This window comes from Prosthecobacter vanneervenii (genome assembly GCF_014203095.1).
Classification (GTDB): Bacteria; Verrucomicrobiota; Verrucomicrobiia; order Verrucomicrobiales; family Verrucomicrobiaceae; genus Prosthecobacter; species Prosthecobacter vanneervenii.
In genome coordinates this window covers 41,203-63,369 of record NZ_JACHIG010000015.1, presented here as the reverse complement: position 1 = coordinate 63,369, position 22,167 = coordinate 41,203, and the positions used below count along the sequence as shown (strand labels likewise).

The 22,167-nt window shown below is 58.9% G+C and carries 19 protein-coding genes; 14 read left to right on the top strand and 5 right to left on the bottom strand.

Translation table 11 applies throughout. From position 1 onward, the window contains the following. Position 1 precedes the first annotated feature (1 nt). A complete protein-coding gene (locus HNQ65_RS24180; protein WP_184343955.1) occupies positions 2-979 on the bottom strand; it encodes a DUF6807 domain-containing protein in 978 nt (325 codons plus the stop codon). Positions 980-1,068: 89 nt separating this feature from the next. Between HNQ65_RS24180 and HNQ65_RS24175 the strand changes: the two genes are divergently transcribed. Then, positions 1,069-1,920, top strand: a complete 852-nt coding sequence (locus HNQ65_RS24175) for a sugar phosphate isomerase/epimerase family protein (protein WP_184343953.1) — start codon at positions 1,069-1,071, stop codon at positions 1,918-1,920. 65 nt (positions 1,921-1,985) lie between these two features. Here the strand turns inward: HNQ65_RS24175 and HNQ65_RS24170 are convergent, their stop codons facing one another. Both HNQ65_RS24170 and HNQ65_RS24165 read right to left on the bottom strand, forming a co-directional pair. Beyond that, positions 1,986-2,978 (bottom strand): GDSL-type esterase/lipase family protein, encoded by a 993-nt coding sequence (locus HNQ65_RS24170; protein WP_184343951.1) that lies wholly within the window; start codon positions 2,976-2,978, stop codon positions 1,986-1,988. Then, a complete protein-coding gene (locus HNQ65_RS24165; protein WP_184343949.1) occupies positions 2,975-3,388 on the bottom strand; it encodes a hypothetical protein in 414 nt (137 codons plus the stop codon). Before HNQ65_RS24165 ends, HNQ65_RS24170 begins: the two co-directional genes overlap by 4 nt. 123 nt (positions 3,389-3,511) lie before the next feature. Between HNQ65_RS24165 and HNQ65_RS24160 the strand changes: the two genes are divergently transcribed. From HNQ65_RS24160 to HNQ65_RS24105, 12 genes are all read left to right on the top strand, one after another. Continuing rightward, on the top strand, positions 3,512-6,004 hold the full coding sequence (locus tag HNQ65_RS24160; protein WP_221306279.1) for a PSD1 and planctomycete cytochrome C domain-containing protein: 2,493 nt from the start codon (positions 3,512-3,514) through the stop codon (positions 6,002-6,004). Next, complete coding sequence (locus HNQ65_RS24155; RefSeq protein ID WP_184343947.1) at positions 6,001-7,425, top strand: DUF1501 domain-containing protein; 1,425 nt, start codon at positions 6,001-6,003, stop codon at positions 7,423-7,425. The genes HNQ65_RS24160 and HNQ65_RS24155 overlap by 4 nt, the downstream gene beginning before the upstream one ends. Before the next feature lie 17 nt (positions 7,426-7,442). Further along, on the top strand, positions 7,443-8,390 hold the full coding sequence (locus HNQ65_RS24150; RefSeq protein WP_184343944.1) for a phosphodiester glycosidase family protein: 948 nt from the start codon (positions 7,443-7,445) through the stop codon (positions 8,388-8,390). Positions 8,391-8,451: 61 nt separating this feature from the next. Beyond that, complete coding sequence (gene tdh / locus HNQ65_RS24145) at positions 8,452-9,480, top strand: L-threonine 3-dehydrogenase (RefSeq protein WP_184343942.1); 1,029 nt, start codon at positions 8,452-8,454, stop codon at positions 9,478-9,480. Between the two features lie 42 nt (positions 9,481-9,522). After that, positions 9,523-10,518, top strand: coding sequence for a LysR family transcriptional regulator (locus HNQ65_RS24140; RefSeq protein WP_184343940.1), 996 nt, complete (start codon positions 9,523-9,525; stop codon positions 10,516-10,518). A gap of 143 nt (positions 10,519-10,661) precedes the next feature. Next, on the top strand, positions 10,662-11,867 hold the full coding sequence (locus HNQ65_RS24135; protein ID WP_184343938.1) for a Gfo/Idh/MocA family protein: 1,206 nt from the start codon (positions 10,662-10,664) through the stop codon (positions 11,865-11,867). 77 nt (positions 11,868-11,944) lie between these two features. Beyond that, positions 11,945-13,135, top strand: a complete 1,191-nt coding sequence (locus HNQ65_RS24130; protein WP_184343936.1) for a glycine C-acetyltransferase — start codon at positions 11,945-11,947, stop codon at positions 13,133-13,135. 63 nt (positions 13,136-13,198) lie between these two features. After that, positions 13,199-16,501 (top strand): S41 family peptidase, encoded by a 3,303-nt coding sequence (locus HNQ65_RS24125; protein WP_184343934.1) that lies wholly within the window; start codon positions 13,199-13,201, stop codon positions 16,499-16,501. 57 nt (positions 16,502-16,558) lie between these two features. Then, positions 16,559-17,143: a MarC family protein gene (locus HNQ65_RS24120; RefSeq protein ID WP_184343932.1), complete on the top strand. Its 585-nt coding sequence runs from the start codon at positions 16,559-16,561 to the stop codon at positions 17,141-17,143. A 13-nt stretch (positions 17,144-17,156) separates the two neighbouring features. Then, a complete protein-coding gene (locus tag HNQ65_RS24115; protein WP_184343930.1) occupies positions 17,157-18,194 on the top strand; it encodes an alkaline phosphatase family protein in 1,038 nt (345 codons plus the stop codon). Further along, positions 18,191-19,039, top strand: a complete 849-nt coding sequence (locus HNQ65_RS24110; protein ID WP_184343928.1) for a DUF3472 domain-containing protein — start codon at positions 18,191-18,193, stop codon at positions 19,037-19,039. Before HNQ65_RS24115 ends, HNQ65_RS24110 begins: the two co-directional genes overlap by 4 nt. A 2-nt stretch (positions 19,040-19,041) precedes the next feature. Then, positions 19,042-19,662, top strand: a complete 621-nt coding sequence (locus HNQ65_RS24105; RefSeq protein WP_184343925.1) for a trimeric intracellular cation channel family protein — start codon at positions 19,042-19,044, stop codon at positions 19,660-19,662. 2 nt (positions 19,663-19,664) lie between these two features. Here the strand turns inward: HNQ65_RS24105 and HNQ65_RS24100 are convergent, their stop codons facing one another. Then, positions 19,665-20,636 carry a hypothetical protein gene (locus tag HNQ65_RS24100; protein ID WP_184343923.1) on the bottom strand — a complete coding sequence of 324 codons (972 nt, stop codon included), beginning with the start codon at positions 20,634-20,636 and terminating at the stop codon, positions 19,665-19,667. Between the two features lie 105 nt (positions 20,637-20,741). Next, positions 20,742-21,104, bottom strand: coding sequence for a hypothetical protein (locus tag HNQ65_RS24095; protein ID WP_184343921.1), 363 nt, complete (start codon positions 21,102-21,104; stop codon positions 20,742-20,744). On the opposite strand from HNQ65_RS24095, the gene HNQ65_RS24090 reads away from it, so the two are divergent. Then, a complete protein-coding gene (locus tag HNQ65_RS24090; RefSeq protein ID WP_184343919.1) occupies positions 21,105-22,154 on the top strand; it encodes an NHL repeat-containing protein in 1,050 nt (349 codons plus the stop codon). The last annotated feature ends 13 nt before the right edge of the window (positions 22,155-22,167 follow it).

Here is a 22,167-nt window from a genome sequence, read left to right as displayed (position 1 = left end):
CTTACTTCTTGGCCGGTTTCAGCGCCAAATCCACCACGGGCATGGCGGTGAATTTCTGCCACTGGGCCTCGCTTTCCGCCTGGGTGGCCACGCCATCGTGCACCCAGAGGGCATAGCGCAAGCGCAGTTTTTTCTCCTCGGTGACCTCCACGGGGGTGTCCAGGCTGAGGCAGCAGCCCATCCAGCCGTCATTGCGCACGTGAAAGGCCGTCGGGTTGTGCGGATTCATGGGGTGGTTCATGAGAGTGATGCCACCAAAGCCGTCTGCATCATTGGTGATCCGCCCGCTGTAGTCGCACCAGCGTGCGGGTTTGCGGAAAACGGCCTCCTCATTGAGCTGGCCTTCTGAATTGAGGATGCGGCCGCCGCCATCATGCACGCCGATGCTTTTGGCCATGCGGACCGCCACCAGACCGAAGCCGGTAGCGCCCAAGGTGGCTGTTTTGCCCTTCGGCGGGGAGAACTCCAGATCGATGATCATGAACCAGCTTTTGGCACCGTCGATGGGGCGGATCTCCGTGCGCCGTATTTCGATCAACTGCACGGATTTGTCTGCCTCGCTGATCCAGTGGTTGACCATGCGCATGGAGGCGTAGTCGTCGGTGTCTTCGTAGCCTTCGCGAGAGACCTCCACATTGACGATGCGGCCCTTCTTTTTGGCGTAGTCGCCCCAGAAGTCGAGGTCGTTGACCATGTTGTGCGACACCCAGACGCCGTTGTGGTGAGAATGGGTCAGCGGATCGTGCGGATGGCCCATGCGGGTGAGGCTGACGTCTTTGGAAGCGCGGATCGGGTAGCAAAAAGGGCGCATGTCCTGCGGATCAAAATGCATCGCGGTGAGCTCCCGACCGTCGAGCTGAAAGGAGGTGATGTGATGCGGCAGCGGCACCGCCTGCATGTGGGGGATGGGTTTGGCCGAAGGCAGCTGGGCCAGGGCGGTGGTGGTGGAGATCAGGAGCAGGGTCGGGAGTTTCAGCATTTCTTCAAAACGCGACAACGAACGTGCATTTTCCATTCTCGGTTCTTCCATTTCGCAGGGAACTCGCCAGACTTCTTTCTCCACCCATCATGAAGCATCTTCTTCTCTCCCTCCTGTTCGCCACCGCATCGGTTGCGGCCACCATTCCGGAAACCGCCAAGGTCGGCCAGTTCTTTGCCGGCTGCCAGGCCTACAGCTTCCGCTTGTACAATGTGTTTGAAGCCATCGACAAAACCGCGCAATGCGGAGGCAAGACCATCGAGTTTTATCCCGGGCAGAAATTTTCTGCTGCCAAGCCCGACGCCAAGTGGGACCACAACGCCACGCCGGAGATGATCGCCGAGGTCCAGAAGCATCTGGAGGCCAAGGGCATCACGCCCGTGGGCTACGGGGTGGTCAAACTGGGCCAGGATGACGCCAGCAACCGCAAGATCTTCGAGTTCTGCAAGAAGCTCGGCATCGGCGTGGTGGTGACGGAGCCGGATGTGACTGCACTCGATAAAATCGAGGCGCTGGTGAAGGAGTTCGACATCAAGATGGCCATTCACAACCATCCCAAGCGCCCGCTGGATCGTGCCTACATGTTCTGGGACCCCAACTACGTGCTGGGCCTGGTGAAGGACCGTGATCCCCGCATGGGCTCCTGCGCTGACGTGGGCCACTGGGTGCGCAGCGGGCTGAACCCCGTGGACTGCATCAAGATCCTGAAAGGTCGTATCTTTGACAGCCACATGAAGGACCTGAACGCTTTTGGCGATGTGAAAGCGCACGACCTTCCTTTTGGCACCGGCAAGAGCGACATCCCTGCCATCCTCGCGGAATATGCTGCGCAGGGGTATCCCGGCCCGCTGCACTGCGAATACGAGCACAACTGGGAAACCAGCGTGCCAGAGATCACCCAGTGCATGGACTTTGTGCGCAACTGGAAGGCAGCCAAGTAAGCAGCGTCGTTATCTCATGAAGAAGCCGGGGATTTTTCAGTCCCCGGCTTTTTTGTGACTGCGACTCAAGGTTCGCTGAGGAGCTTTTTTACCGTGGGTTCGATGGCTTCGGCCCAGATGCGGTAGCCTTTTTCATTCGGATGCAGGAAGCCGGGCATGATGTCCTGGGTGATCAGGCCCTCGGGAGTGAGGAACTTCGGGCCGATGTCGAGGAAGGTGACGTTCTGTTTCCCGTCGAGCTGGGAGATGATGCGGTTTACCTCGGCGATCTTGCCGCGATGGGGGGCGTCGGGTTTTTTGCCGCGCGGGAAGATGCCCAGCAGCAGGATTTTCGACTCTGGCAGACGCTTGTTGAATTCCTGTACAATGGCCTCGATGCCGGCTGCGATGTCATGGGCGGAGCAGTTGCCGGTGTTGTTGGTGCCGATCATCATGACGATCAGCTTTGGCGAGATGCCGTCCACAGCGCCGTGCTGGAGCCGCCAGAGGACATTCTCGGTTTTGTCCCAGCCGAAGCCGAGGTTTCCAGCATTGCGCGGTGTGTAGTATTCCTCCCACACCTTCTTGCCATGGAGCGGGTAGCTGTCGAACTGCTCGCCACCGAAGAAGTGGGTGATGGAGTCGCCGATGAACAGGATCTTTGGCTGGCTGCGCATGACGGCGGCGCTGGTGAGCTTGTGACGTGTGGTCCAGTCATACTGAGGCCAGCTGCGGTCCTGCGTCACGGGGACGACGGTGCTGGGCAGCGGCTGGCGGCCTGGAAGGGGCTCATAGGTGGCCTGAACCGCTTCGCTTTTGGATTTGCGCAGCTTGGAGAAGACCCGTGCCTTCAGTGTGCCGCCGCTGGAGAGGTCGATGGGGGCCAGGTAGGGGTTGGATTTCTCGATGGGATCTGCTCCGTCCAAAGTGTAGAGGATGGTGGCGTCCGGAGCAGTGCTTTGCAGCGTCACGACGCCATTGGCATCGCGCTGCACAGACGGCGGCGCTAGCTGCAGGGCGCTTTCGACTTGCAGAAGAGCTCCAAAGGCGAGCAGGGCGAGGATCAGGGATTTGGTCATGACAGGGCGAAGCTAACGAGAAAGCCGCGCGCTGTCCACGCGAGCGTGCGGATCCAGTTTGTGAGAGTGACGTGGTGGATGAGGGAGGCGTCGAATTTTCTCATGAGACGGATGTGGGTAGGGGCCTGAAATACGGCGGTGGAAAGCCAGACGACCAGGATCAAACCCGCGCTGATGAGGAACGGTGTTGCTCTGATTCCTTCGTGCAGCAGCCAGACTGCGGTAGCGGCTTCAACGAACATCTGCGGCACTACGATGAGGGCGATGCGGAAGCAGTGGGCGAAGTGATATTCTGGAAAGTCCCTGGCGGCGACTCGCGAAAACTGGGGATAGACCAGAATCTGAACCACCCAGATGAGGCCGACGAGCATCCAGGTGACGGCGATGTGGGTCGTGGTGATCCAATGCATGGAGAGATTCTGCACCGGCCGGGGCTGCTGTGCATCCTAACTTTATCGTACGAGCGGTGGGAAGATGTTCTGGGATAGCAAAGAGTGCCGGGTGGACGGCGTAATGTCTGGACCTGCCTGCTCATGCCAAAGACCGTGCTTCAGTCGCCAAAATACACCGCTCCGCTACGAGGCTGGATGGTGGGCGCATGCATGGCGTCAGGGGCTCTCACAGCGTTGGCAGTGGACTATGAAAAGGAGATCAAGCCCCTGCTGAAGGAACGCTGCTACACCTGTCATGGGGCCTTGAAACAGAAGGCCGATCTGCGGGTGGACACGGCGGCGGCCATGCGCAAGGGCGGCGATGGGGGCGACATTCTGACGAAGGAGCACTCCATGCTGCTGGAGCGGGTGACCACCACCGACAAGAAGGATCGCATGCCGCCGGAGGGGGAGGGCTCCATGCTCACTGCTGTGCAGGTGGCCAAATTGAGAGACTGGATCGCCGCTGGTGCGCCGTCTCCTGCGCAGGAAAAGCCGGAGGAGGACCCACGTGCGCACTGGGCCTACCAGCCACCCAAATCATCCGGCCACTCGGTGGATGCGCTGCTTGCCGCCCGTCTGGCAGCGAAAGGACTGAAGCCGCAGCCGGAGGCCGCGCCGGAGCTGTGGCTGCGCCGCGTTTATCTGGATCTCATCGGTCTGCCGCCCACGCCGGAGCAGATCCAGGCCTTTTTGAAGGACACCTCTGTCTCAGCACGGCAGCGGGTGGTGGATCATCTGCTAAGCACACCACAGTATGGCGAACGCTGGGCCCGCCACTTCATGGACATCTGGCGCTACTGCGACTGGTATGGGCTCGGCGCGCAGCTGCGCCACAGCCAGAAGCATCTCTGGCACTGGCGCGACTGGATCGTGGAATCTCTCAATGCCGACAAGGGCTACGATCAGATGATCGTGCAAATGCTGGCGGCTGATGAACTCGCGCCTGAGGACCGGGACAATCTACGCGCCACCGGTTTCCTGGCGCGCAGCTACTACCTTTTCAACCGCACGACATGGCTGGATGAAACGATCGAGCATACCTGCCGTGCCTTCCTCGGGCTGACGATGCAGTGCGTGAAATGCCACGACCATAAGTATGACCCCGTGGAGCAGGCGGACTACTACCGCATGCGTGCGATCTTTGAGCCGCTGCATGTGCGTCTCGACCCCTGGGAAGGGGAATCAGATCTGGAGAAAAACGGGCTGCCGCGTGTCTATGACCTGCACCTCGATCAGCCTACCTACCGCCATGTGCGTGGAGACGAGAAAAATGAGGACAAGTCGCGGCCTATGAGCCCTGGGGTGCCGCGCGTGCTGGAATTTGCCTCGTATGAGCCCAAGGTAGTGAAGCTGCCACTATCCTCCTCCCGGCCGGTGCTGCTGCCATTTGTGCTGAAAGATCATCTTGCAGCGGCTGATCAGCAGCTGGCTCTGGCGCAGAAGGCCGGGGATGCGGGTGCTGTGAAGCTGGCAGGGCTGCGGCTCGCCGTGATTCAGGCTGTATATGCGGCTGATCTGGCGAAAGGTGACAAGACCATCGCGCAGGCGGCGGCGCTGGCAGAAGCCAGATATGCGGAAGCCAAGGCGGAGAATGATCTGTCCAAAGCGGAGGCAGCGCCGACGGCCAAGGATGCTGACAAGAAGATCAAGGCTGCCAGGGAGGCGCTGGAGAAAGCGCGAGCCAAGGTGGCCGCGCCGGGGGCAGAGTACACTTCTCTAGCTGTGAGCTTCAAAGCGCAGGAAGGTCCTGAAGAGAACGGCAATGCCAAGGTGCAGACCTATCCCGAGATCAGCACAGGGCGAAGGCTGGCGCTGGCCCGATGGATCGCGGACAAGCGCAATCCGCTCACGGCGCGCGTGCTGGTGAATCACGTTTGGGCGCGGCATTTTGGCGTGCCACTGGTGGCTGATGTGGGCGACTTTGGCCGCAGATCCTCAGTTCCGCTGCACCAAGACGTGCTCGACAGCCTGACGACCGGCTTCATGGAGAACGGCTGGAGCATGAAGTGGCTGCATCGCACGCTGGTGCTGTCGGATTTGTACCGGCGCAGTTCCTCCAATGCGGGCGCTGATCCCCAAACCTTGGCTGCTGATCCTGATAATCATTTCTTCTGGCGCATGAATCCGCGCCGCATGGAGAGCCAGCTCGTACGCGACAGCCTGCTGCATCTGTCTGGCCGGCTGGATCTTACGCTGGGAGGTCCGAGCATTGATCCTGCCAAGGCGGAGACCAGCCCACGACGTTCGCTTTATTTCATTCAGAACGCCGATGTGGAGCACCGCTTCCTGGCTGTCTTTGACAACAGCAATGTGCTAGAGTGCTACAGGCGCAACGAAAGCGTGGTGCCGCAGCAGGCACTGGCGCTGACCAACAGCAAGCTCAGCAGCGACTGTGCGAACGCGCTGGCGGGTTCGATGGCAAAGCTGGATGCGACCGCTTTCATTGATCAGGCGTTCCTTGCCATCCTGGGACGTCTGCCGCTGGAGGCGGAGAGGCTGGCCTGCTTCGAAGGTTTCCGTGACTTGAAAGAGGACCGCAGCCTGTTTTTGCAGGCCCTGATCAACCACAACGACTTCGTGACCCTGCGATGACTCTGCGCCCTGCACCCACGCCCTTTCTCCGCCGAGACATCCTTGGCGGGCTCGGCAGCATTGCTGTCGCATCCATGCTCAGGGCGGAGGAGGCGTGGCAGCCGCCCGATGGTCTGCCGATGATCCCGCAGCGGGCCAAGCGCGTGATCTGGCTCTTCATGCGCGGCGGGGTGAGCCACATGGAGAGCTTTGACCCGAAGCCCATGCTCACCAAGTATGCGGGCAAGTCGATCGGTGAGACACCGTACAAGGACGTGCAGGATCCTGAGAAGCTCAAGAAGGTGCGCGTGGTGGTGGTGAATGACGCGAATGGCAAGCAGCGCAATGTCATCTATCCGCTGCAGACCGGCTACAGGCGCTACGGGCAGTGTGGCATCGAGATCAGCGACTGGTTTCCAAACATCGGCGCATGTGCCGATGAGATCGCCTTCATCCGCGGCATGTGGACCACGGATGACAATCATGGAGCGCAGGTGCAGTTCCACAGCGGAAGGCACATGCTGGAGCCACGGGTGCCGACGCTCGGTGCCTGGGTGACCTACGGCCTGGGCTCCATGACGGACAATCTGCCGTCCTTCATCAACATGGGGCCGCGCTTTTTTGATGTGAGGGACGGGCACTACCTCGGCCCTGCCTATGACGCGGTGAACCTGAAGGTGGACCCGAAAAATCCGCTGACGTATGCCGCGCCGGAATTTCAGATCGGCAAGACGCAGCAGGAGGTGCAGTTTGATCTCATCCACCGGCTCAATGAGCTCAATGCGGAGCAGTATCCGGGGGACAAGACGCTCGCCGCGCGGATGAAGAGCTACCAGCTGGCCTTCAACATGCAGACCGCCGTGCCGGAGACGATGAACCTCGAAGCTGAAAGCGAGGAAACGAAAAAGCTCTACGGCATGGATGACAAAGTGGCGGAGCCTTTTGCCCGCCAGCTCATCGTGGCCCGCCGTCTGGCGGAGCGCGGGGTGCGTTTTATTCAACTGCAGCATGGCGATGGTGCGGCAGGGGCGTGGGACTCGCACTCCGGTCTGAAAAAGAACCACTCCAGCCTGGCGCAGCAGGTGGACAAACCCATTTCCGGACTCCTGAAGGATTTGAAGCAGCGCGGGATGTTGGACGACACGCTCGTGGTCTTTGCCACTGAGTTTGGCCGCACGCCCGGCAGTCAGGGCAGCGATGGCCGGGATCATCATCCGTATGGCTTCAGCGTCTGGATGGCCGGCGGCGGCATCAAGGGCGGGACGATCCACGGCCGCACGGATGAACTGGGCTTTCATGCGGTAGAGCATCCTCATTATGTGACGGATGTGCATGCGACCATCCTGCATCTTCTTGGGCTGGATCCGCATCGCCTGGAAGTCCCCGGGCGCAAGCGGCTGGAGCGCGACTTTGGCCGGGTGATTCCCCAGATCCTGGCCTGAGGTTGAGATGCCACTTAATGGATGCGGGCCGATGTGAAAGCACTCATCAAGGCACGGTAGGAACACTGTCCCGAGCAGCCAGAGTAAAAGTCCATGCTGATGGATCTTCCGAGGTGTATTGTTCTATCATGAACCGACTGATCCTGCCTGGTCTCGTGGCATTGATTTTTTCCCACACTTTGCTGGCCCAGCACGTGGAGTCTGCCTCCGAATGGAGGGAGCTCGCCAAAGGCATCGCGCTGGCCCGGTTTCCATTGCAGGATGCCAAGCCGCATGAGTTTGTCATCGTGCGTGTTGACCCGAAGGTTGCCAGACTGCAACTGCTGGCTGCAAACGACAAAAGACACGCCGCTCTGACTGCGGATGAATGGGCGAAGCAACATGATCTGAATGTAGTGATCAATGCAGGGATGTTTGAGCTGGATCATGTGACGCATACCGGTCTCATGAAGAGCCAAGGGGGAGAGGTCTCAGGCAAGTTGAACAACCTTTACTCCTCCTTTGCGATGTTTGCTCCCATGAACGGCAAAGATCCTGTATTTCGCATTTTCGATGCGGATACTGAGAATGACATGGCCGGACTCAAGGAGACGGCATTTCCTGGCTACCAATGTGTTTTACAAAACCTGCGGCTGATCAAACGTCCGGGGGAGAATCGCTGGAAGCCGCAGCCCAAAGCGTGGAGTGAAGCGGCGCTGGGCGAGGATGACCAGGGCCGCGCGCTGCTGATCTTCTGCGGCGCGGGGCTTGCGATGTTCGATTTTAACGAGCGCCTGCTCAAACTTCCCATAGGGGTGGTGGCTGCGCAGCATCTTGAAGGTGGCCCCGAGGCATCGCTTCATATCAGGTGTGGCGGTTTCGAACTCAAATGCATGGGAAGCTATGAAACCGGCTTCAATGAAAACTATGACAACAAGGAGTACTGGCCGATACCGAATGTGATTGGGGTGAAGGCCAACCCATGAGCGTCTGGTAAATTAAGATTGCCATTTTATCGGATATGTGTCCAGTATATCGGCATATACCATGAAAGCACTCGTCAAGGCACGGTCTGAACGCGGTCTCTGGCTCCAGGATGTCCCGGAGCCGCAGGTGGGCATCAATGATGTCCTCATCAAGGTTCACAAGACAGGGATCTGCGGCACGGATCTGCACATTTACAAATGGGACGCCTGGGCGCAGAAGACGATACCCGTGCCGATGGTGGTGGGGCATGAGTTTGTGGGAGAGGTCGTTTCCGTGGGCTCCAATGTGAACGACTTCCATCCGGGCGAGATCGTCAGCGCCGAGGGGCATGTGGTGTGTGGACGGTGTCGCAACTGCCTCGCGGGCCGGCGTCATCTTTGCAAAGACACCGTGGGCATCGGTGTGAACAGAACCGGGGCCTTCGCCGAATACATCAGCGTGCCGATGACGAATGTCTGGCACCACCGGGAAGGAGTGGATGAAGATGTGGCGAGCATCTTTGACCCCTTTGGCAATGCCGTGCACACCGCGCTGGCCTTTGAATGCCTCGGAGAAGATGTGCTCATCACCGGGGCGGGGCCCATCGGCATCATGGCCATACCTGTGGTGAAGCATGCCGGAGCGCGGCATGTCGTCATCACGGATGTGAACGAATACCGGCTGGAGCTGGCGCGCCGGATGGGGGCAACCCGGGCGGTGAACGTGAAGAGCGAAACCATCGAAGACGTGCAGAAGCAGCTCGGAATGAAGGAGGGTTTTGATGTCGGGCTGGAGATGAGCGGAAATGCAACCGCCTTCCGCAGCATGATCGACAACATGTGCCACGGCGGCAAGATCGCCATGCTGGGCATTCCCAGCGAGCAGATCGCGATCGACTGGAACAAGGTCATCTTTAACATGCTGACCATCAAGGGCATCTATGGTCGGCAGATGTATGAGACGTGGTACTACATGAGTGTGCTGCTGGAGAGCGGCGTAAACATCCAGCCGGTGATCACCCACCGGTTTCATTACTCCGAATTCGAAAAAGGTTTTGCCGCCATGGAGTCTGGAAACTGTGGCAAAGTGGTGCTGGACTGGCGAGGCTAAGGCTTGCCATGAGCCGCTGTCTCCATTAGGTGCAGACTGACGATGAAGGCGAAACCCCATTCACCCCAAAGAGTCGGCGCTGCGGCTGACTCGCCTGCGCGGCGCTATTTCAAAGAAGTTCGCTTCAGGCAGATACGTTCTCTGGTGGAGCTCTCCCGGCACGGCAGCTTTGCGGCCACGGCTGCGGCCATGGGGCTGGCGGTGCCGTCTGTCTGGCAGCAGATTCGCTCCCTGGAAGATGAATATGGGGTGCAGTTTGTGGTGGCGGACGGTTCCAAAGTTTCGCTCACCGACGACGGGCGCATGCTGGTGGACCTGGCTGCGCCGCTGGTGGAGTCCTTTGACGGACTGAGGGCCGTGTTTGAGGACCGCCGCAGCACGGCGGCACGCACCCTCACTGTGGTGGCTCCTTCCAACATGCTCTCGGGCGCCCTGCGCCGCCCTATCATTCTCTACCGCCAGCATCATCCGAAGGTGAAACTGGTGCTGCTGGACCGGCCCTCCTATCTGGCCAAAGATGTGATTGAGCAGGATGAGGCAGATCTGGCTGTCATCGGCATGGCCGAAGGTGATGAGCCGATGTCGCAGTTTCAGTACCTTCCGCTGGCCCGGTTCGCCTTTCATCTGATCTGCCCGGCCACGCACACGCTGATGCAGTCGCGGCATTTGACGCTGGCTGGAATCGTCAATGAGCCGCTGGTGCTCGCGCCAGAAGAGAGCAGCTCACACCGGCAGATCCGCAAGGTGTTTTCACGAGCTGGCCTCGGGGAGCGCATGAATGTGACGATGACAGCCACGAATCGTGCTCTGATGCTCAATTACGTAGCCATCGGCTTTGGCATCTCTATCGGCACGGCTGCGGCCGGGGCCAAACCGCCCAAACGCACCGCAGGAGAGGCTGAGATCGTATTCCGCGATGCTTCCGATCTCTTCGGCCATGAAGAGGTCTTTCTGGTGCAGCGCAAAGGCCGCTTTGAGCCTGCGCATGTGAGGGCCTTTCGAGAGCTGGTGGTGAAGGCCTTTCGAAGCGAGTCTTGAGGGGTGACGTTGTCAGAGGTTGGATTAATCCATTAGTCAGAAACTAATGGATTGATTAACGATTCAAAAAATCGTGAGCGGGAGCCAAAGCCCTGGCTGGGCGTTGGCGTTAGTGCTGGCTCAATCAAACCACACCCCAGCTCATGAATCGTCGATCCTTCTTCCACGCCACCGGTCTCGCCACTTTCGCCAGTCGTCTGGCCGCGCAAGCGTCCGAAACGTCGGCCAAGGCAGAATACAAAGGGCCGGTGTTTAAAATCGGCAACATCGGCTGCGGAGGGCGCGGCACCTTTGTCTCCGATATTCTTGCTGAGAATCCGGGTTTCCAACTAGCAGCTGCCTGCGACTACTTCGAGGATCGCGTGAAGGCGTTTGGCGAAAAATTTGGTGTCGCCGCCGACAGGCAGTTCAGCGGGCTCGATGGCTATAAAAAGATGCTTGAGCATGTGGATGCAGTGGCCATCCACAGCCCGCCCTTTTTCCATGTGCAGCAGGCGGTGGACGCCGTGGCTGCTGGCAAGCATGTGCTCATCGCCAAGCCAGTGGCGATCGATGTAGCTGGGTGTGAAATCATCCGCCAGCTGGCCAAGGATGCAGCGGCCAGGGGCATCGTCGTGCTGGCGGATGTGCAGTGCCGCGGCGATGAGTTTTTTCAGGAAGGGATGAAACGCATCCATGCCGGAGCGATCGGTGATCTGCAGTTCGGCGAATGTCATTACGAGGCCGATTTGATCCCGCTCAAAAGTGATGCAGACGACACTCCAGAGGGAAGGTTGAGCAACTGGATACGCCATCGTGATCTGGCGGGAGACATCATCACCGAGCAGAACATCCACGCGCTCGATATCGTGAGCTGGGCCTTTGGCCGGCCCACGCGCATCAGCGGCATCTGTGGCCGTGGCGGGCGGCCTGACAGTGTGGGAGATGTCTCCGACCACTACTCACTTCTTTTTGAGTATGCCAAGGGTGCGGTCAGCTTTGCCTCGCGCCAATATACTGCCTGGGGTTCCCCCTTCTTGTGCGACAACCGCTTTGTGGGAACGAAGGGCGCTTTTAGCAGCAAATTTGGCGGACGTGTGATGATCCGTGGAGGGAAGGATAACTTCTGGGGAGGCGGTGAAACCAAGAACCTCTACCGCGCCGGTTCGGTGAACAATGTGGAGTCCTTCCGTGCGGCCATCGCTGCTGGAAATCCGAATGGCAACCCGACGATCGAAGGCGCGGTGGAAACAGCGCTGCTCACGCTCTTTGGCGAGCATGCCGCCAAAGCAGGGCATCCGGTGACCTGGGACAAATTCATTCGTGATGCAAAGGCGGTGAAGCCTGATCTTGATGGGCTAAAGGTCTGATAATAGCCGTCGCGTATGTAGGTAGTGAAGTTCCGTATTGCCAAAATATAGGATTTGTGTCCAATATACCGGCATTCATGAATCCAACCTTTGCCGCACATCTCCAAGCGCAGCTTGATGCCATCAGCGCTGCTGGCACCTTCAAGCGCGAGCGCGTGCTCTCCACTCCGCAGGGCACGCTGGTGCGTGCCAATGGCGGCGGTGCGGTGCTCAATCTCTGTGCCAACAATTACCTCGGACTAGCGCAACACCCCAAGGTGCGGCAGGCGGCGCATGAGGCGCTGGAGCACTGGGGTTATGGGCTGGCCAGTGTGCGCTTCATCTGTGGTACACAAGGTGTGCACAAGGAGCTGGAGGCTGCCCTGTCTGATTTCCTTGGCACGGAGGACACGATTCTCTACGGCTCCTGCTTTGATGCGAACGGCGGCTTGTTTGAGACGATTCTAGGGTCGGAAGATGCGATCATCAGCGACGAGCTCAATCACGCCTCCATCATCGACGGTGTGCGTCTGTGCAAGGCGCAGCGCTGCAGATACAAGAACTGCGACATGGCCGATCTGGAGGCGCAGCTGATCGCTGCTGACGCTCAAGGTGCGCGGTACAAGCTTATTGCCACGGACGGAGTGTTTTCAATGGACGGCTTCATCGCGCCGCTGAAGGCCATCTGTGACTTGGCGGACAAATACCAGGCGCTGGTAATGGTGGACGACTCGCACGCGGTCGGCTTCATGGGCCGGACAGGCCGTGGGACTCACGAGCACTGCGAGGTCATGGGCCGCATTGACATTCTCACGGGCACTCTTGGCAAAGCGCTGGGAGGTGCCAGTGGCGGCTACACCAGCGGGAAAAAGGAGATTATTGATCTGCTGCGGCAGCGCTCGCGGCCGTATCTTTTCTCCAACACGCTCTGTCCCAGCATTGCAGGTGCCTCGCTTGCAGCACTGAACCTGTTGAAGCAGTCCACCCAGCTGCGCGACACGCTGGAGGCAAACACACGCTTCTTCCGTGAGCAGATGAAGGCGGCAGGTTTTAACCTAGTGCCAGGGGAGCACCCCATTGTGCCGGTGATGCTGGGGGACGCAGCGCTGGCGGCGCGGTTTGCCGATGCGATGTTGGAGCACGGTGTCTATGTGATCGGTTTCAGCTATCCCGTGGTGCCGCAGGGCAAGGCGCGTATCCGCACACAGATCAGCGCCGCGCACACCCGGAAAGACTTGACACGCGCCGTGCAGGCTTTTGTCGCGGTGAAGTACGAACTGGGGTTATGATGCGTTAGGTATGCGCATTCCTGAGTGAATGTCGCCGAGCCTAGTCACCGTTTAGTTCCAGCCATGATGCCACGCCTTCTCCATTCGTTGCTTGTTTGCTGCAGTCTTAGCGTTGCCGCCGCGCCTGTGCGTCTTGTGCACGAGCCGGCTCTTTCCCCCGATGGCCGCACGGTGGCGTTTCAGTGGCAGGGAGACATCTGGACCGCACCCACCGCCGGAGGTCGTGCCACCCGGCTGACCACGCACCCGGCGCTGGACTCAGGCGCGGCTTTTTCACCGGATGGCACGCAGATCGCTTTTAACAGCGAGCGGGAGGGCAGCAAGCTGCTCTACACCATGCCGGCGGGCGGCGGGCAGCCACGCCAGCTCACCTTTCACACGGATGGCTGCGACTTGCGTGAGTGGACTCCAGATGGAAGCGGGCTGCTCGTGGGGCTTGGACGTGATTTCTCCTGGATGCGCGAGTCGCGTGCCGCACGTCTGGCGGTCATTGATGCCCGTGAGAGAAAGGCGGAAAGCCTCTGGTTTGATGACTATGGGTTTGATGGTGTCATTTCCCCGGATTCTCAAAAGGTGCTGTTCATGCGCGAAGGTTCCGAGTCCTGGTGGCGCCAGGGGTACAAAGGCGCACGCGGAGGACAGATCTGGCTCTTCAACCGAGTCGACGGCAGCTTTCAGCAGATCATCAGTGATGAAAATGAGAACCGCTGGCCTCTCTGGAAGCCGGATGGCAAGGGCTTCTACTTTGTCAAAAATGGCAACCTCTGGCAGCATGATCTAAGCAGCGGCAAGGGGGGGCAGATCACGCATTATAAAGACGATCTGGTCGTGTTTCCCTGCATCTCCCGGGATGGCAAGACACTGGTCTTTCGCGTTAGGTTTGATCTTTACCGATGGCATCCAGGCGATAAGGCGCCGGTCAAAATAGAAATCGACGCCGCGCATGATGCCCCTGCGGACATGACGAGAGTCGTGCTGGAAAAAGCCACGGATATCAGCGTCACGCGCGACGGCCTGCAGATGGCCTTTATCGCTGGAGGGGATGTCTGGGTGATGGACGCAGAGCTGAAGGAGCCGCGCCGAATCACGCACACCGCCGAGGAGGAGCGCGATGTGATCTTCGCACCCGATGGAAAAGCTCTGCTGTTTATCAGTGATGCCCAGGGACAGACAGACCTATGGCAGGCCTCTCCAGCGGATGTGAAAAAAGCCTGGTGGGAAAACAGCGGCTTTGCGCTGAAAAAACTCACAAATGATGCCCAGGCAGAGGCTCGGCCGAAGTTCACCCGCGATGGCAAAAAGCTCGCGTGGCTGCGTGATCGTGGCGATCTCTGGATCGCAGAACCGGATGGTACGAAAGCAAGGCGCATCATCGAGGCTTGGAATCCTCCCAGCTATGAGTTTTCTCCAGATGGCGCGTGGATTGTGTATTCGCAGCAGGACGAATGGTTCAATGCCGACATCTGGCTCCTGCCATTGGATGGCTCGCGCCCGCCTTTCAACCTTTCCCGTCATCCAGACAATGACACACGCCCCGTGTGGTCTCCGGATGGGAAGATGATTGCCTGGACCGGCAATCGTGAGCTCGATGAGTCGGACATTTTTTATGTGCACCTCCAGGCGGAGGATGATGAAAAGACACGGCGCGAACGAACCCTGGCCCGAGTGCGGGAAAAGTACAAAAAGACCGTCAAACAGGAGCCCAAAAAAGAAGAGCCCCGCAAGGGCGGCGCGGCCGGTGTGGTGGCGGAAAAGCCTGAGGAGAGCAAAGCCAGCGCTCCGAGCCCGGTGCCAGTCAAAGCAGTGGCAGACAAGCCGCAGTCGAAGCCGGCGGCGGAGAAAAAGGACAGTCCGCTGAAAATCGACTTTGCTGACATCCACGAACGTATTCATCGCATCAAGATTGCGAACAGTGGAGAGCACTCGCTAGTGTGGTCGCCGGATTCAAAGAAGCTCATTTTTCAATCTCAGCTTGAGGAGCGGAAGTCGACCCGCAGCATCGAGTTTCCAGATGATTTGGCGCCTCGCAGCTTCAGCCCAGCCGCCTTGACAAACATCGAGTGGCTGAAGGCGGACGATCAGATCGTGGGACTGCTGGATGGAAAGCCGGCGGTGCTCTCCGGCAAAGGTGGAGAGCCAAGAATCCACGCCTTCCGCGCCCAGCACAGCTATTCGCGGGCTGAAAAGCAGCGCGCTGTTTTTGACCAGTGCTGGCAGGTCATGCGTGACGACTACTATGATGAACGTCACGGCAATCGCGACTGGGATGCCGTGCGCGCCAAGTATCGGGACATGGCTGCGGAGGCTCCGGACATGAATGGTGCTGGTGAGTGTGTGTGGCTTATGCTTGGAGAATTGAACGGCTCCCACCTTGGCTTTTCCTGGAACACCGGCAGCACGGCTGCTCTGAGCTGGCGTGAAGAAACCGCCCATCTGGGGCTCCGCTTTGATCCTGCCTTTGCAGGGCCGGGGTGGAAGGTGCGCGATGTTATTGCCAAATCTCCCGCGTCACACAAGAACAGCCGCATTGAGCCCGGGGAAATCGTTCTCAAAGTGGATGGCAGGGAGGTCGTGCCCGCCACAGATGTGAGCAGTGTGCTGAACGGGCCGATGGAGCGCGATATCGTCCTTACGGTAAAGAATGGCGACAAGCTGCGCGAGGTGACGCTGCGTCCTATCAGCTACACGACCGCCCGGAAACTGCTCTACGATGCATGGATTCACGACAACCGCCATGCGGTGGAGCAGGCCTCAAACGGTGCGCTTGGCTACCTGCACATCAGCGCCATGGACGACGCCAGCTTCCAAAAGTTTCAAGAGGAGCTCTACCATGCTGGAGCAGGGAGGGATGGTCTCGTCATCGACGTTCGCGAAAACGGCGGCGGCTCCACCACGGATCATCTGCTCACGGCACTCATGCAGCCGCGCCATGCGATTGCCATTCCGCGCGGCAGCAGCACCCCTGGCTACCCTCAGGACCGCATGATCTACGCCACGTGGCAGAAGCCCATCGTGGTGCTCTGCAATCAAAACAGCTACAGCAACGCGGAAGTCTTCAGCCATGCCATCAAAACCCTGAAGCGTGGCAGCCTCGTGGGTGTGCAGACTGCGGGAGGCGTCATCAGCACTGGTTCCACCACCATTATGGATGTCGGCACCCTGCGACTGCCGTTCCGCGGCTGGTACGTGCTGAACAGTGGGCAGGACATGGAGCTGAATGGCGCAAGGCCAGACCACATTGTGTGGCCTCATCTAGGGGATAAAACCGATCGGCAGCTCGAAAAGGCGGTCGAGGTGCTGAAAAAGGATGTGGAAGCCTGGAGGAAACGCCCCCAGCCCAAACTCATCAAAGCCACGGAACGATGAAACGATGCCCTCTAGCACGAAGCGGCCTGCAGGACTTCTAGAATCAGGAAACTGCTCATGGACACGCTCTCCGCCACCTTGCTGCTGATCACCATCATGGACCCCCTGGGGAATGTGGCCACGTTTGTGTCGGGGCTGCGTCCGGTGCCGCCTGAGCGGCGCCTGCGGGTGATCGCGCGCGAGCTCGTCATCGCTCTGGTGATTCTGATCCTGTTTCTTTTCCTTGGGCCCTGGCTGCTTGGGCTGCTGCATTTGAAGCAGGAGGCCTTGTTCATCAGCGGCGGCATTGTGCTCTTTCTGATCGCCCTGAAGATGATTTTTCCTCCATCCCGCCGTGAGGCGGAGGAGATGATGACGGAGCCGTTCATCGTGCCGCTTGCCGTACCGATGATTGCAGGGCCTTCCGTGCTGGCCACGCTGCTGGTGCTGGTGAGTACGCAGCCGGAGCAGCTCTGGCGCTGGTTTGCCGCGCTGATGATCGCGTGGTGTGTCACGGCTGCGGTGCTGCTTTGCGCACCCGCCATTGCCCGGGTGCTCAGGGAGAAAGGATCGATGGCCGTGGAGCGTCTCATGGGCATGCTGCTCGTCATGGTGGCGGTGCAGATGCTGCTCAACGGCATCGAGCAATACACCAAGCACTGAGCTGCGAAATCCTATGAAATCTGCCATTACCCTTGTTTTGATTTGCCTTGGCTGTGCCGGCCAGTTGTCCGCCCATGGGCCAGGAAAAGACAGCGGCTTTGGTGGCAAACGGGTGCTGTTTATTGGCATAGACGGCTGCCGCGCTGATGCGGTGGCTGCTGCCATGGAGCGAGGACTTGCGCCGCAGTTAAAGATGCTTTGCGAGAGCGAGCGCGGGGTGTTTACACGAAAGTTCTATGCTGGGGGTGAAATGGGCACAGCCACTCATCAGCCCACTGTCAGCGGGCCGGGCTGGACCAGCCTGCTCACCGGCGTGTGGATGGACCGGCATGGCGTCAAAGACAACCGGTTCATCGGCGGTCGCTTTCAGACGTACTCCCATTTCATGAGGCGGATCAAAGAGGTCCAGCCGCAAGCTTTTTGTGCTTCGTTTACAGACTGGCCGCCGATCCATGACTTCATCGCTGACGGTTCCCGCAAAGGGGATGTGGAGTTTCTGGATGTGAAATTTACCCGGGCACCAGATGCCGCGAGGCACTTTGTGGACAACCCTGAAAAAGACATCGAAGTGAGAGATGCAGCGCTCAAGACACTAAGCGACAGTGATCCGGACGCGATGTTTGTCTATTTTGGACAGGTGGATGAATTTGGACATGGTGCAATAGATTCGCGCGCCAGTTTTTCGCCTGACAGCTCACTGTATCTGAACGCCATCAGCCATGTGGACTCGCACATCGGAGAACTGCTGCGTGCCATGCGGGCGAGGCCGAGGTTTGCTGAGGAGGACTGGCTGGTGCTCATCACGACGGATCATGGCGGGCGCGGCAACAAACATGGAGGCGACAGTGATGAAGAGCGTCAAATCTGGCTTGCTGCCCAGGGGGCGAGTCTGATCAAGGAGAAGCTGCTCAATGAAGCGACACCGCAGACCGCTCTGGTGCCGCTGATTTATGAGCACCTGGGCATCCAGCCAAAGCCGGAATGGAATCCGGAACCACCACCATCGCCCATTGTCATCGAGCCTAAACCTGCTGAAGCCAAAAAACCATGAAGCAAACATTTCTGTCTTTGATCGCGCTGCTCAGTCTGGCCGCCCCAGCCGTGCAGGCAGAGGAACCTACGGCTGCTTGTTCGATCCATTTTGGCTGGCAGGCCCCGGCTTCGACCTGGTTCTACAATGAGGCCACGGTGCGGAAGAGCACACCGGGAAGCTACTTCATGGTCTGTGGCTGGAACACCGGCTATTTTGGAATCCAGGAGCTTGGCGACGGCCGCAAAGTCGCCATCTTTTCCGTGTGGGATCCATCGAATGGAGACAATCCCGAGAACGTGCCGCTGGAGCAGCGTGTGGAGGTGCTGCACGAGGGCAAAGGAGTGGAGGTGTCCCGCTTCGGCGGAGAAGGCACGGGCGGAAAGAGCATGACCCGCTTTAACTGGAAGATTGGTGAAAAAGTCCGCTGCATCGTGCAGGCCAAAGTCGAGGGCGAAAAGACAGCCTACGCCGGGTGGCTTTACCAGCCTGCGCAGCGTGAGTGGAAGCATCTGGTGACTTTTCGCGTGAAGACTGGCGGAAAGCCGCTCTCGGGCCTGTACTCCTTTGTGGAAGATTTTCGCCGGGACACAAAGAGCGTGAAGGAGGAGCGCCGCTGCGAATTTGGCAACGGCTGGGTGCGAACGGTGGATGGTAGGCTGCTGGCCATTACTGAAGGGCGCTTTACCTGCTCCCGCGCTAAAAACGAAGCCCAGGAGCTGATCAACGCCGGTCAGGCTGAAAGCGCGCTCTTTCTCGCCAACGGAGGCAGGGTGAAGCGAGTGGCCGAGGTCGGTTCCACGCTGAAACAACCCTTGGTTTCAGCGTCACCACCGCAGGATTTGCCTCCGACACTTCTCAATTAATCATGCCTCCTTGGATCGAATACTTCGCTGTCGCAGTGTGCGCCATTTCTGGCGTGCTCGCGGCTGAGGGGAAGAACATGGATCTCTTTGGCGTGATCGTGCTGGCGCTGGTGACAGCGGTGGGCGGCGGTACGATCCGTGATCTCTGCCTCGGGGCTCAGCCTGTGTTCTGGATCCAGCAGCCGATGCATGTCTGGACGGCGCTACTCGCCGCCGTAGTCACCTTCGTGCTCGTGCGTTTCACCCATCTGCCGAACAAGGCGCTCGCCTTTGCGGATGCGTTTGGCCTGGCTCTGTTTGGCATCGCAGGAACAGAGAAGGCGCTCGCTTTTGGCACACCGGGCATCGTCGCTGTGCTCCTGGGTGTCGTGACCGGAGTGGCGGGCGGCATCTTGCGGGATGTGCTGCGTGGAGAGCTGCCATGGGTTTTTCAGGCGGAGGTCGATCTGTATGCCACCGCCGTCTCTGCTGGAGCGGTGGTGTTTGTGCTCCTGAGGCAGTGGTTTCCTGCCTCGGAAAGCGACCGCTATCTCGGCATGGCGGTCATCCTTGTGCTGCGTCTCGCGGCCATGCGCTGGAAGCTGCGTCTGCCCACGTTTTGGACACGCACGCGATCCCAGTGAGGTCATTGTTTGTCGCTAGTTTTGATCCGTTGCTCAATGGCGGCACGCGTATATTCGGCCTGGCCTGAACTCGTCCACCATGCAGCGATCTTTCCGATCAGGACTTGCTCCTCGTCCGGACCTGGGTCTGTGGCAGGAATTCCCAGTGGCGTGCCGGTCATCTGCTGCACAAGTCGTAGTGCCTTCCACAGGGGCGAGCGCGATTCTTTTTTGCCATGGAACAGGCGCGGACCAAGTCCAAGCTGTTCCATTCGCAAAACAAGCGCCAGGCAGGGAACTGCATGCGGAGAGCTTTCAGCGGTGATGGCGTCGATCACCGCTGGAAGAATGAAATGACCGCCGCCTGCATCGCCTGCTTCCAATTGGGCGAGCGCACATTCGGTAAGCACCTGCCAGTCCTGGCTCCGACCATGCTGGATGACAAAAAAGATTACAGACGAATCCACGTCATAGCTGGTCGCGCTCTCGGCGAATCTCTCGCCTAACTTTTGATCGACCACATCAAGGCAATAGGTGTCCCCGAGTTTCATCAAAACTTCCCCGGCACGAACAGCTCCGGGAAGATAATTGGCGTCGACGATTCGTCTGAGTTGAGTGCGAGCATACTGACGGTCATCAGCAGTGCCCGTCTCGATGAGCATGTCGCACATCCGGATCTGCCCGTAAAAACCTGCGGACGGCAAGCGGTGTTGGATGCGTGTGTTGGGCGCGAGCCTTTCACACTCCTGCCACCACGCTCTGGCATCTTGCTGGGCGGCCAGGCGCACTTCGTCAGATTGGCTGCTCAAGGGGCCAAAGCAGAAAGTTTGCTCGCAAAACGAGCACATGGTCCTGTGCTCCAGGAGCGCCAGTGCCAAATCGCAGACCCGGAAGGCTTGGTCTTCTCTTGAGAGAATGTCTTGCATCCGGGTCGGGGACATGTCTGTGAGCATGGAAATCAGGCCGGGAATGCAGCGTTCGTCGGCGGCAAGCACCCGCGCTGCAGGATCATTCGGCAAACACCGGAGCTTCTTGCTCAGGCTAGCGTTATTCGCGGGGTTGTAAAAGTAGTGAGGGATCGTAGATTCGGCCAGCCACAGCTAGGGGGATGATTCCGCAGAAGCCCTGTCTTCTGACAGCTGCCGCAGCTTTACATCGGATGCGCGTAAATCCTGGACCAGGGCATTTGCATGGTCATGCCACCAGCTCGCAGGGGTCTTGGCCATGGCAGCTTCGAGATCTTTGGCCACATCCAGCCTGGGGCGGCCTTTTTCGATTGCACTGAGAGCCTTGTCCCAGGCCACCTTTAAATCATCGTGAGGCAGACTTTCGGCGCTGCTGGTTCCGCAAAAAGCGGCCAGTGACAGGATCAAGAGAGTTCTTTTCATCTGGAATAAGATCTGCGCTGTTACGTTACATGGATCCAGCCTCGCTGGGCAAGGTCCACATTCATCCTTTTTCATATGAACCGCCGCCACTTCATCGCCACGTCCGCAGCTGCCGCACTTTCTGCTCCATTCGTCAAGGCCCAGAGCAAGACTTCACTTCATGGGGCCATCATTGGTCATGGCGAGCATCGTTACCGGGTGGACCTGGAATGGTGCAAGGCAAAGCGGGAGACTCATCCCGTGAAAAACTGCCATGAGATGGTCATGGATTCGCAGAAGCGCCTGATCATGATCACCGACGAGGCGAAGAACAACATCCTGATCTTCGACAAGGAAGGAAAGGTGCTGGATGCCTGGACGCTGAAGCTGCGCGGCGGTCATGGCCTGAGCCTGGATGCGCGAGATGGCAAGGAATCTCTCCTGCTTTGTGATCCAGGTGGCGGTCGTGTGGTGAAGACCACCCTCACGGGTGAGGTGCTTCTGGAACTGCCGCATGCCAAGGAATGCGGCGCCTATGACGCCGTGACCAAGTATGCCCCCACCGAGGCAGTGGCGGGGCCGAATGGAGACATCTACGTGGCGGACGGCTATGGCTCCCAGTTCATCCTGCAGTTTGACTCCACGGGGAAATTCATCCGCAAATTCGGTGGCAACAGCACGCAAGCGATGAATGCGGGCAAATTCATGCAAGCGCATGGTGTGACCATCGACACCCGAGGCCCCGCTCCGCTGTTGCTCTGCACCGAGCGCATTCGCAACGAGTTCCACTGGTATCAGCTTGATGGCACCTATTCGCATTCCGTTTATCTGCCCGGCGCCTTCATGAGCCGTCCGGTCATTGTAGGAGATCTGCTGCTTTCCGGTGTGTGCTTTGGCATGAAGCCGAATGATTACCGCATGTGGCGCGAGCGGGGCTTCATCATCATTCTGGACAAGAACAACCGCGTCATTTCCGCCCCGGGCGGACAGCAGCCAAAGTATGAGGGGGACCAGGTTGGTCTGCTGCTGCAAGACCAGCCTGTTTTCCGCAATGTACATGACGTCTGCGTGGATGACGCTGGCGATCTTTATGGCTGCCAGTGGAATGCAGACCAAGTCTATCCTTACAAGCTGCACAAGGTGTGATAAAAGACCGCTG

What these genes read in the sequence shown, in the direction of transcription:
- HNQ65_RS24175 (WP_184343953.1), top strand. Translation starts at nt 1,069, where the DNA reads ATGAAGCATCTTCTTCTCTCCCTCCTGTTCGCCACCGCATCGGTTGCG.
- HNQ65_RS24110 (WP_184343928.1), top strand. Translation starts at nt 18,191, where the DNA reads ATGAAGCAAACATTTCTGTCTTTGATCGCGCTGCTCAGTCTGGCCGCC.
- HNQ65_RS24095 (WP_184343921.1), bottom strand. Translation starts at nt 21,104, where the DNA reads ATGAAAAAGGATGAATGTGGACCTTGCCCAGCGAGGCTGGATCCATGT.
- HNQ65_RS24105 (WP_184343925.1), top strand. Translation starts at nt 19,042, where the DNA reads ATGCCTCCTTGGATCGAATACTTCGCTGTCGCAGTGTGCGCCATTTCT.
- HNQ65_RS24115 (WP_184343930.1), top strand. Translation starts at nt 17,157, where the DNA reads ATGAAATCTGCCATTACCCTTGTTTTGATTTGCCTTGGCTGTGCCGGC.
- HNQ65_RS24165 (WP_184343949.1), bottom strand. Translation starts at nt 3,388, where the DNA reads ATGCATTGGATCACCACGACCCACATCGCCGTCACCTGGATGCTCGTC.
- HNQ65_RS24170 (WP_184343951.1), bottom strand. Translation starts at nt 2,978, where the DNA reads ATGACCAAATCCCTGATCCTCGCCCTGCTCGCCTTTGGAGCTCTTCTG.
- HNQ65_RS24135 (WP_184343938.1), top strand. Translation starts at nt 10,662, where the DNA reads ATGAATCGTCGATCCTTCTTCCACGCCACCGGTCTCGCCACTTTCGCC.
- HNQ65_RS24090 (WP_184343919.1), top strand. Translation starts at nt 21,105, where the DNA reads ATGAACCGCCGCCACTTCATCGCCACGTCCGCAGCTGCCGCACTTTCT.
- HNQ65_RS24160 (WP_221306279.1), top strand. Translation starts at nt 3,512, where the DNA reads ATGCCAAAGACCGTGCTTCAGTCGCCAAAATACACCGCTCCGCTACGA.
- HNQ65_RS24150 (WP_184343944.1), top strand. Translation starts at nt 7,443, where the DNA reads ATGGATGCGGGCCGATGTGAAAGCACTCATCAAGGCACGGTAGGAACA.
- HNQ65_RS24130 (WP_184343936.1), top strand. Translation starts at nt 11,945, where the DNA reads ATGAATCCAACCTTTGCCGCACATCTCCAAGCGCAGCTTGATGCCATC.
- HNQ65_RS24155 (WP_184343947.1), top strand. Translation starts at nt 6,001, where the DNA reads ATGACTCTGCGCCCTGCACCCACGCCCTTTCTCCGCCGAGACATCCTT.
- HNQ65_RS24180 (WP_184343955.1), bottom strand. Translation starts at nt 979, where the DNA reads ATGCTGAAACTCCCGACCCTGCTCCTGATCTCCACCACCACCGCCCTG.
- HNQ65_RS24140 (WP_184343940.1), top strand. Translation starts at nt 9,523, where the DNA reads ATGAAGGCGAAACCCCATTCACCCCAAAGAGTCGGCGCTGCGGCTGAC.
- HNQ65_RS24120 (WP_184343932.1), top strand. Translation starts at nt 16,559, where the DNA reads ATGGACACGCTCTCCGCCACCTTGCTGCTGATCACCATCATGGACCCC.
- tdh (WP_184343942.1), top strand. Translation starts at nt 8,452, where the DNA reads ATGAAAGCACTCGTCAAGGCACGGTCTGAACGCGGTCTCTGGCTCCAG.
- HNQ65_RS24125 (WP_184343934.1), top strand. Translation starts at nt 13,199, where the DNA reads ATGATGCCACGCCTTCTCCATTCGTTGCTTGTTTGCTGCAGTCTTAGC.